The organism is Micromonospora sp. NPDC049089 (assembly GCF_040648775.1).
Lineage (GTDB): Bacteria > Actinomycetota > Actinomycetes > Mycobacteriales > Micromonosporaceae > Micromonospora.
Genome location: NZ_JBEZEH010000052.1, coordinates 23,201 through 33,132, shown reverse-complemented (window position 1 = coordinate 33,132; position 9,932 = coordinate 23,201). Strand labels below are relative to the sequence as shown.

Here is a 9,932-nt window from a genome sequence, read left to right as displayed (position 1 = left end):
CCGGGAGGCGGTGGGCGTGCTGGGGGGGCGACTCGGGCGTGTCGGGCCTGGGGGCCGGCACCCCACGGCGGTGCCGCAGCGAACGGCCGGCCGGTCGCCGATGAGCGGCCCGCCGGACGGACCTGGACGCGTCACCGGCGCGCAGCAGCTCGCGCAGCACCAGGGGCGGCACCGCCGCCAGGGCCAACAGCACGCTCGTCTGGTCCGGTGCGCGGCCGGCGCTCAGGTGCAGACCCGATGCCAGCAGCAGAACCGCCGCGGGGAGCACCGACCGGGGCCAGGCCGCGGCGACCGGCTCCACCGGCTCCGTGTCGTCAGTGGCATCCGCAGCGCCGACGGCGACGAGCAACATCCCGAACACCAATGGGGGTACGGCCAGCAGCGCCACCCGACCGGCCGGCGCGGCCGGCAACGTGGCCAGCAGCACCAGCCCACCCAGTGTGAGCAGCACGCCACCCCGGCAGACCGCGGCACCCGAGCGCCGTCGTGGCCCCGCGAACGCGTTCAACGCGGCCATGCCCAACCCGCCGAGTGCCAAAGCGGCGACCAGCCGGACCGGGGCCGGTGGGCCGTCGGGGGGCAGCAGCAACCAGCCGGCGAGAGCCAGACCGACGGCCGGGCCGGTCGACTCGACCAGCCACCGCAACCGGACCGGGGCCGCCGCCCGGGATCGGCCGGGGAGCCGGTGCAGACCGGCCGTCGAGAGGGCCGCCACGACCAACGACCCGATCAGCACGGCGACGGCGTGCCCGATGCCGGCCAGCGGCAACACGACGGCGGTGAGGCCCGCCGCCACCACCGCCGCGTCGAGCAGCACCCCCGCCGCACGCGGTGTCGGATCGGTGCCGCGCCGGGCGGCCAGCCGGGACAGTCGCAGGCCCGCGAGCGTGGCGCCGGCACCGGCGGCCAACGCGATCACCATCGAGGGCGGGACCAGGTCGACGGAGCCGGCGAGAAGGAGCAGCGCCACCGCCACGGACGTGGCGGCCTCCGGTGCCGCACGGCGGGGGACGAGAACGCGGAACGGGTACGCGAGGAGCACGGCGGTCGCCTTCGTGAGGGGGCACGGGGGCGGTGCGGCGGTGCGGCGGTGCGGGACATCGGACGTTGCGAGTCCGCTACCCACGATTGGCAACGATGGACGGCCGAATTGGTTACTTGCCGGTCACTCAGGGGAGACAAAGACCTGTGTCACTGTACGGCGTACCGCACGCTGCCGGCACCGCCCGCCGCGAGCCGAAACAACCCGGAGTGGGATCATCGGAGGGTGAGTAAGCCCGACACGGTCCGCTTCCGGTACAACCAAGCCATCCTGGTGGCCGCGATCATCGCCTTCGTCGGCGCCCTGCCACTGGCCAACGCCCGGGACTACCTGCTGCCGGTGCTGCTCGTCCCGCTCGCCGTCGCGGTGTGGGCCTGGCGGGCCGGCACCGACGCCGACGCGCGGGAGCTGCGCATCCGGGCGCTGGTCGGGCAGCGTCGGATCGACTGGAACCAGGTCCTCGAGCTGACCACCGACCAGCGCGGGCGCGCGGTGGCCCGGCTCGACGACGGCCACCAGGTCACCCTGCCGGCCGTCCGAGGAGCGGATCTGCCCCGACTGGTCGCGGCGACCGGCCAAACGCTGCCGGACGCTGCGGCGGAGACCCCCGGTCAGTAGCCGTCGACCACCGTGTTGATCAGCGGTTGCCCGGCGGCGAACCGGCGGACCTGATCGCCCACCAGTCGGTAGGCCCGTGGCAACAACCCGCGCACCGACCCGCCGACGTGCGGGGTGAGAAGCACGTTCGGCATGACCCAGAGCGGCGAGTCGGCGGGCAGCGGCTCCGGGTCGGTGACGTCCAACGCCGCCGAGATCCGACCGGTCCCCAGCTCGGCGACGAGCGCCTCGGTGTGCGCCACCGGGCCCCGGGCAGCGTTGACCAGCAGCGCCCCATCGGGCATCGCGGCCAGGAACTTCTCGTCGATCAGGCCACGGGTCTGGTCGGTGAGCGGCACGATCACCACCACCACGTCCGCGTCGGGCAGCAGCCGGGGCAGCTCCTCCACGGCGTGCACCCCCTGCTCCGGGCGGGCCGACCTGGCGACAAGGGTGAAGCTCACGTCGAACGGGGCGAGCCGGTCGCGCACGGCCGCGCCGATCGAGCCGGCCCCGACGATGAGCACCCGCTTGCCGGTCAGCTCGTCGGTCGGGGTGTTCTCCGCGAACGTCCAGCGCCGCTCGGCCTGCGCCCGGACGAACGCCGGGAACGCCCGCAACTGGGTGAGGATCGCGGTGACGACCCACTCGGCGGTGGACGGGTCGTGCACGCCCCGGGCATCGCAGAGCGTCACCGCAGGCGGTGTCCGGCCGGCCCAGGCGTCCGCCCCGGCGGAGAGCAACTGCACCACCGCCAGGTCGGGCAGCTCCCGCAGCACCGCCGTCCCGTCCGAGCCACCCAGGAACGGCGGCACCCAGAAGCGGACGTCGGCCGGCCCGGACGGCATCCGGTCGGTGTGCTCGAAGACCTCCACCGTCACGTTCGCGGGCAGCTCGCCCAGGAGGTTCAGGCCGGCCTGGTGCGGAATCCATACCTTCACGTCCGCCGACGATAGTCCCCGACGCGGCGGCTGGTGCGGGCACGGCGGCGAACGGGTATGCCGGACTGTGGCGCACGAGGCCGGGACGGGCGAGACTCAGCACACCGATGTTCGGCACGGGCCCGTGCGAGGTATAAGAAAGGGTCGGAGGGCCGGTCCGCCTCCGCCCGGCAGACAGGTGCACGATGACCGACGGCTCCCCCGCCACCAACCGGCGTTCGATCGCCCCACCCGCGGCGCTCGGCGATCCGGACCGGTTGCGCGCGCTCGCCGACACCGGGCTCGACGCCACCCCGGACGAGGCGTTCGACAGGTTCGCCCGGCTGGTCAGCGACCTGTTGGACGTGCCTGTCGCGTTGGTCTCCCTGGTCTCCGCCGACCGACAGTTCTTTCCGGGCGCTGTCGGGTTGCCCGACCCCTGGTCGCAGCGGCGGCAGACTCCGTTGAGCCACTCGTTCTGCCAGCACGTGGTGGACATCGAGGCCCCGATGGTGCTGCCGGACGCCCGGCTCTACCCCCGCGTCCGGGACAACCTGGCCATCGACGACCTCGGCGTGGTCGCGTACGCGGGAATGCCGCTGACCGACCTCTCCGGCAGGGTGCTCGGCTCGCTCTGCGCCATCGACAGCAAGCCCCGCGCCTGGACGGCAGCGCAGCTGCGGACCCTGGCCGACCTTGCCGCCGCCTGCTCGTCGGAGCTGCGGCTGCGGATCGCGCTCGACGGCGCACAGGAGGCGCAGCGGCGGACCGTGCAGGCACACGAGCGGCTGGAGCTGCTGGCCGGGGTGAGCGAGACGTTGGCCGGCACCCTGGACGTGGGCACCGCGCTGCGCCGGCTCGCCGCCACCATGGTGCCGTTGCTCGCCGACTGGTGCCTGCTCACCCTGATCGGGCCGACCGGCCTGCCCCGCGAGGTGGTGTCGGTGCACCGGGACCCGGCCCGCACGGCGGACATCGACCGGTTCGGCGAGCTGCTGGGCAGCGGGCTGAGCGCCGAGTCGGTCATCCGGGCGGTGCTCCGGACCGGCCAGCCCCGGCTCGGCAGCGTGGCGTCGCTGGCCGACGTCACGAGGGGCAGCACAAACCCGGAGATGACACTGATCGCGCAGCGCCTGGGCATCGCCTCCTACCTGAGCGTGCCGGTGCGGGCCGCCGGCGGCACGGTGCTGGGGGCGATCACGCTCGTCAACGGCGGCCAGCGTCAGCCGTTCGACGACCGCGACCTGCTCACCGCAGTGGACATCGGCCGCCGGGCCGGCCAGGCCGTCGGCAACAGCTCGATGTACGGCGAGCAGCGGCACGTCGCCGAGGTCCTGCAACACAGCATGCTGCCCCGGCTGCCGGTGGTGGCGGAGCTGGAGCTGGCGGCCCGCTACCAGCCGGCGGCCGACCGGGTGGAGGTGGGCGGTGACTGGTACGACACCTTCGTGCAGCCCGACGGCGACGTGATCGCGGCGATCGGGGACGTGGCCGGGCACGACATCGAGGCGGCAGCGACAATGGGCCAGCTACGCAACCTGGTGCGGGGCGACGCCTTCGGCCGGCCGGACGCAGTCGGAGTGCTGATGAGCAACCTGGACGGCGCGATCCGTGGCCTGCGGCTGCCGATCGCCGCCACCGCGACGCTGGTGCGGATCTGTCCGCAGCGCGCCGGTGTGCACGACATGACCTGGTCCAACGCGGGGCACCCGCCGGCCCTGGTGGTCCGCTCCGGCGGGGCGGTCGAGGTCCTCCAGGGCACACCGGAGCCGCTGCTCGGCCTGGCCCGTCCGTCGCCGCGGAGCAGCCACAGCAGCAGCCTGGCCACCGGCGACACCCTGCTGCTCTACACCGACGGGCTGATCGAACGGCGGGACCGCTCGATCGACGAGGGGTTGGCCGAGTTGGCGGGCCGGCTGTCCGACACCGACAAGCTGCCCCTCGACGACCTGTGCGACCTGCTGCTCGCCTCGATCCAGCACCGTGAGGACGACACCGCGCTGCTGGCCCTGCGGGCTCGGTGAGTGGCCCACCGGGGCCCATCGGCATCCGTTGCATCTCGACGGGCCCGGCCGGGTCGCGCGGCGGGCTACCCTGGGCCGGGTGAGCGCCCGTCCCCCGTACCCTCGCATCCGCCGCCTCCGGGTGGCCCTCGCGGCGTCCTGCGCGGCGCTGCTGTTCACCGCCGGTTGCAGTTTCGGTGAGCCGGAGCCCGACCCGGCCGGCGAACCGCCCAACCTGCCCACCCCGTCCGCGTCGGCGGGCCCCGGTGGCGCCGGCCAGCAGGCGGTCGCGACGGTGCTCGCCAAGGGGCTGCGGGTGCCGTGGGCGATCGCCTTCCTCCCGGACGGCGGCGCGCTGGTCACCGAACGGGACAACGGCCGGATCCTCCAGGTCGGGCCCGAGTCCGGGCCGGACGGGCTGCGGGTCCGCCCGGTGCAGACGATCCCCGACGTGGCCGCGGCGGGCGAGGGTGGCCTGCTCGGCATCGCCGTCTCCCCCGACTACGCCCGGGACCGGACGGTGTTCGTCTACTACACCGCCGAACGGGACAACCGCGTCGCCCGACTGCAACTCGGCGGGCAGCCCACCCCGATCCTCACCGGCATCCCCAAAGCCAATGTGCACAACGGCGGAGGGCTCGGCTTCGGCCCGGACAAGCAGCTCTACGTCAGCACCGGTGACGCCGGCCAGCGCCCCCTCTCGCAGGACGTGAAGAGCCTCGGCGGCAAGATCCTGCGAATCACCCCGGACGGCAAGCCCGCCGCCGGCAACCCGTACCCCAACTCCCCGGTCTGGTCCCTGGGGCACCGCAACGTCCAGGGTTTCGCCTGGGACGCCGCGAAGCGGATGTACGCCGTCGAGTTCGGCCAGAACACCTGGGACGAGATCAACCAGATCACCAAGGGCGGCAACTACGGCTGGCCGGAGGTCGAGGGCCAGGCCGGCGACAAGCGGTTCACCGACCCGATCGTGCAGTGGGCGACGTCGGACGCGTCCTGCTCCGGTCTGGCCGCCACGGACCGGCTGCTGGTCACCGGCTGTCTGCGCGGCAAGCGCCTCTGGGTGATGGAGCTGACCGACACCGGCACCCTGCTCGGAAAGCCCAGTGAGCTGCTCACCAACCGCTACGGTCGGCTGCGTGCGGTGGCCGCGGCACCGGACGGGTCGCTCTGGGTGAGCACCTCCAACCACGACGGCCGGGGCGACCCGGCGGGCGACGACGACCGGCTCCTGCGGGTGGTCTTCGCGGGTGGTGACGGCGGACGCAGCTGATTGCGTCACCATCCGTTCAGGTTTGCCAAGATCTTCCGACGGGCAGGTCAGACTCTCAGCATGGACGGGCAACGCGACGAGCGGCAGGACGACGCCGATGACCGGGACGACCCGGTGATCGGCGACGATCGGCCGCGCCCGACCGGTTGGTGGGTCGGAGCGGCCGGCCCGCTGCGCCGCCTCGGGCTGATCGTCGCCGTCCTCGCCGTGGCCCTGGCCGGGGCGGTGCTCGGGGTGCTGGCCGGTGGCCAGGTGAGCACCGACATCGGCCCGTTCCGGGCCAATCTCAGCATCTCCCCCGCCCGGGACGGCGGCACCACCGTCGACATCCCGCCGCTCGGCGCGCTGCTGCTCGACAGCCACGACGGGCCGACCCATCTCACCGTCCGGCTGGGCGCCCTCGACCAGGGGCGCACCGAGGCGCTGATCGACGACCCCGCCAGCATCAGCCGGGCCAGCCAGAGCGCGGTGGAGGACGTCCGCTCCGGGGTGATGCGCCTCGGTCTGCGTACCCTCGGCGCGTCGGTGCTCGTCACGTTGATCCTGGCCGGGCTGATCTTCCGCGACGTCCGGCGGACCGCCTGGGCGGGAGGGTTGGCGCTGCTGGTCACCGCCAGCAGCCTCGGCACGGCGGCGGCCACCCTTCGCCCGCAGGCCATCGAGGAACCGCGCTACGAGGGGCTGCTGGTCAACGCGCCGGCCATCGTCGGTGACGCCCGCCGGATCGCCAACGACTACACCAAGTACGCGGAGCAGTTGCAGCGCCTGGTCGGCAACGTCAGCCAGCTCTACACGACTGTGTCAGCGCTTCCGCTGTTGGAGCCGACCCCGGGCACCACCCGGGTGCTGCACGTCTCCGACATGCACCTCAACCCGACCGGCTGGCAGCTGATCCGGACGGTAGTGGAGCAGTTCGGCATCGACGTGGTGATCGACACCGGGGACATCACCGACTGGGGCAGCGAACCGGAAGCCTCCTTCGTGGCCTCGATCGGCCTGTTGAAGAAGCCGTACGTCTTCATCCGGGGCAACCACGACTCCGGCAAGACCGCCGCCGCGGTGGCCCGTCAGCCGAACGCCATCGTGCTGAACAACACGACGACGACTGTCGCCGGGCTGACCATCGCCGGCATCGGCGACCCGCGCTTCACCCCGGACAAGAACACCTCCCCGGCTGGCAGCGGGTTGACCCAGCAGGTGGCCGACCAGGTGATCGGGGCCGGCAACCAGCTCGCCGCGACGGCCCGCAGCTCACCGCGACCGGTCAACATCGCGCTGGTGCACGACCCGGCGTCGGCCGGGCCGCTCGCCGGCACGTGCCCGTTGGTGCTGGCCGGGCACACCCACTCCCGGCAGGTCTCCGAGCTGCCGCAGGCGCCCGGGCAGCAGCCCACCACGCTGATGGTGGAGGGCTCCACCGGCGGTGCCGGGCTGCGTGGCCTGGAGGGCGAGAAGCCCACCCCGCTGTCGATGAGCGTGCTCTACTTCGACCAGCAGAAGCTGCTCCAGGCGTACGACACCATCACCGTCGGCGGCACCGGGCAGGCCCAGGTCAACCTGGAACGACGCCTGGTGGAGAACCCGACCGCCGGCGTCCCCGCCACACCCACGCCCACACCGACGCTGAGCGGCGGCGTCCCCGCCACACCCGCGCCCACCCCGACCGGCTGAGCCCACGCCGACGTCCGCCAGCGGGCCGGCGGGTCAGCGCAGGGCGATGGCGGCCAGGGCGGCGTTGACGATGCTGCCGGGCAGCAGGTCGTGCAGTTCGTACAGCTCGGCGACGCTGCCGGACTGGCCGAACTCGTCCACACCGAGTGGCACCGCCGGTGCGCCGACCGCCGAACCGAGCCAGGCCATCGCGTGCGACGCGGCGTCGTGCACCGACACCACCGGCACCCGATCGGCGAACGCGGACCGCAACGCGCCCGGCACGCTGGGCACCGTGGCCGTCCGCACGCCCTGGCGAAGGGTGCGCTGCCAGGCCCGGTAGAGCCGGTCCAGCGAGGTCACGTCCACCACGTGCGCGGCGACGCCCTCGTCGGCCAGCTCCGCGGCGGCGGCCAGCACCTCGGGCAGCACCGCGCCGGAGGCGGCCAGCTGCACCACCGGGGCGTCGACCAGGTGCGGGTACGCCTGGTGCGCGTCGACCAGCCGGTACGCCCCGGCGACGACCTGCCTGCGCAGCACCGCGTCGCCGAGCCGCGCCCGGGCCGCCTCGAACGGCGCCTGGTCCAGCGGTCGGGTGCTCAACCGGAAGTAGTACGCGCCGTCCTCGGCGGGTGCGGCGGTGGCGGCCGGTGCCGACCCACCGGCGATCTGACCGAGCGCGTCGCAGAGCAGCCAATCGAGGGTGGCCGCGTACGCCGGCTCGATGAAGGTCACCCCGGGCAGTTCCAGGCCGACCGACGCGGTGATCGTGGACTGGTGGGCGCCGCCCTCCGGGGCGAGGGTAATGCCGGACGGGGTGCCGGCCACCACGAACCGCGAGCCGGAGTACGTGCCGTACAGGAACGCGTCCAGGCCGCGCAGCACGAACGGGTCGTAGACGGTGCCCACCGGTAGCAGCGGCTGCCCGGACAGGTCCCAGGACAGCCCGAGCTGACCGAGCAGCAGGAACAGGTTCATCTCCGAGATGCCCAGCTCGATGTGCTGCCCAGCGGGGCTCTCCGTCCAGCGCAGCATCCGGTCCTCGGTCCAGGAACGCTGCTCGGTGGGGGCGAACACCCCGGTCTTGTTGATGAACCCGGCCAGGTTGGTGGAGGTGGCCACGTCCGGGGCTGTGGTGACCAGGTAGCGGCCCACCTCCCGGTCGCGCGCCAGGTCCACCAGCACCCGACCGAAGACCTCCTGGGTGGAGATCGGCTTGGTTGCGCGTACTCCTGTGCTTTCCGGGACGGTGACCCCCAGCGCACGCTCGCGCGGCGCACGGGACAGCGCCTCCCGGCGGGCGCCGGCCTGGATCCCGGCGGGTGACGCCGGGTCGAGGCGGTCCCACTCGGTCTCGGCGGTCAACCCCTGCGCGGCGCGCAGCGTGTCGACCTGCTCCGAGCTGAGCAGCGCGGAATGGTTGCGCGGGTTGCCGGCGATGGGCAACCCCCAACCCTTCACCGTGTACGCGAAGACGACGCTGGGCCGGTCGGTGACCGCGTCGCACTGGGCGTACGCGTCGAGCATCGCCTGAAGGTCGTGCCCGCCCAGGTCGGTGACGAGCGGGCCGAGGTCCTCGTCGTCGATGCCGGCGATCAGCTCGGCGATCCCGGCCGGCGCGCCGTCCAGGAACTGCTTGCGCAGGGCCGGCCCGACCAGCCCGAACAGCGACTGGTACTGCTCGTTGGGCATCGCGTCGATCCAGTCGCGCAGCGCCTCACCGCCCGGCCGGGCGTACGCCTCGGCGAGCTTCCGGCCGTACTTGACCTCCACGACGTGCCAGCCGGCCGCCTCGAACTGGCCCCGCCACTGGTTGATCCGGATGCCGGGGACCACCCGGTCCAGCGACTGCCTGTTGAAGTCGACGAGCCACATGACGTTGCCCAGCCCGGTGGTCGCCGGGTCGGCCACCGCCTCCCAGATGTTTCCCTCGTCCAGCTCGGCGTCGCCGATCAGCGCCACGAACCGGGAGTGCGGGCGGGCCCCGAAGTGCGCGTCGACGTACCGCCGGGTGGCGGCGGCGAAGAGCGGCGCGGCAGCGCCCAGACCCACCGAACCGGTGGAGAAGTCCACAGCGTCCGGGTCCTTGGTGCGCGACGGGTACGACTGGAGGCCGCCGCGGGCCCGCAGCCGGGGCAGGTAGGAGCGGTCCAGGTTGCCGAGCAGGTACTGGATGGCGTGGAACACCGGAGACGCGTGCGGCTTCACGGCGACCCGGTCCTCGGCGTCCAGGTGCGCGAACCAGAGCGCTGTCATCGCCGTGACCAGCGAGGCGCTGGACGCCTGATGGCCGCCGACCTTCACACCGTCGCCGGTGGCCCGGTCATGATTGGCGGCGTCCACGATCCGGGTGGCGAGCCAGAGCACCCGCCGCTGGATCTCGTCGAGGACATCGAGGTCATGCTGGGTCACTGTGGCTCCATCCAGGCGTCGCCGTTGACGCCCTC

General features: G+C 73.3%; 6 protein-coding genes and 1 pseudogene. 4 read left to right on the top strand and 3 right to left on the bottom strand.

Going from position 1 to position 9,932, the window contains the following annotated elements; all coding sequences use genetic code 11:
• Positions 1-1,042: pseudogene (locus tag AB0B48_RS11995) on the bottom strand (GGDEF domain-containing protein); the annotation flags it as partial.
• Positions 1,043-1,267: 225 nt separating this feature from the next.
• Between AB0B48_RS11995 and AB0B48_RS11990 the strand changes: the two are divergent.
• On the top strand, positions 1,268-1,660 hold the full coding sequence (locus AB0B48_RS11990) for a PH domain-containing protein (RefSeq protein WP_357199590.1): 393 nt from the start codon (positions 1,268-1,270) through the stop codon (positions 1,658-1,660).
• Here AB0B48_RS11990 and AB0B48_RS11985 read toward each other — a convergent pair.
• Positions 1,654-2,580 carry a 2-hydroxyacid dehydrogenase gene (locus tag AB0B48_RS11985; protein ID WP_357199587.1) on the bottom strand — a complete coding sequence of 309 codons (927 nt, stop codon included), beginning with the start codon at positions 2,578-2,580 and terminating at the stop codon, positions 1,654-1,656. The two genes, AB0B48_RS11990 and AB0B48_RS11985, sit on opposite strands and share 7 nt — an antisense overlap.
• A gap of 185 nt (positions 2,581-2,765) precedes the next feature.
• Between AB0B48_RS11985 and AB0B48_RS11980 the strand changes: the two genes are divergently transcribed.
• The 3 genes from AB0B48_RS11980 to AB0B48_RS11970 all read left to right on the top strand — a co-directional run bounded on the left by AB0B48_RS11980 (position 2,766) and on the right by AB0B48_RS11970 (position 7,506).
• Positions 2,766-4,583, top strand: a complete 1,818-nt coding sequence (locus AB0B48_RS11980; protein ID WP_357199584.1) for a SpoIIE family protein phosphatase — start codon at positions 2,766-2,768, stop codon at positions 4,581-4,583.
• A gap of 79 nt (positions 4,584-4,662) precedes the next feature.
• Positions 4,663-5,835, top strand: coding sequence for a PQQ-dependent sugar dehydrogenase (locus tag AB0B48_RS11975; protein WP_357199581.1), 1,173 nt, complete (start codon positions 4,663-4,665; stop codon positions 5,833-5,835).
• 60 nt (positions 5,836-5,895) lie between these two features.
• Positions 5,896-7,506, top strand: coding sequence for a metallophosphoesterase (locus tag AB0B48_RS11970; RefSeq protein ID WP_357199578.1), 1,611 nt, complete (start codon positions 5,896-5,898; stop codon positions 7,504-7,506).
• A 33-nt stretch (positions 7,507-7,539) separates the two neighbouring features.
• Here the strand turns inward: AB0B48_RS11970 and AB0B48_RS11965 are convergent, their stop codons facing one another.
• Positions 7,540-9,897: a pyruvate dehydrogenase gene (locus tag AB0B48_RS11965; protein ID WP_357199575.1), complete on the bottom strand. Its 2,358-nt coding sequence runs from the start codon at positions 9,895-9,897 to the stop codon at positions 7,540-7,542.
• Positions 9,898-9,932: the final 35 nt, after the last annotated feature.

Excerpts from the sequence above, each read along its gene's own strand:
- AB0B48_RS11970 (WP_357199578.1), top strand. The coding sequence starts at position 5,896 with ATGGACGGGCAACGCGACGAGCGGCAGGACGACGCCGATGACCGGGAC.
- AB0B48_RS11980 (WP_357199584.1), top strand. The coding sequence starts at position 2,766 with ATGACCGACGGCTCCCCCGCCACCAACCGGCGTTCGATCGCCCCACCC.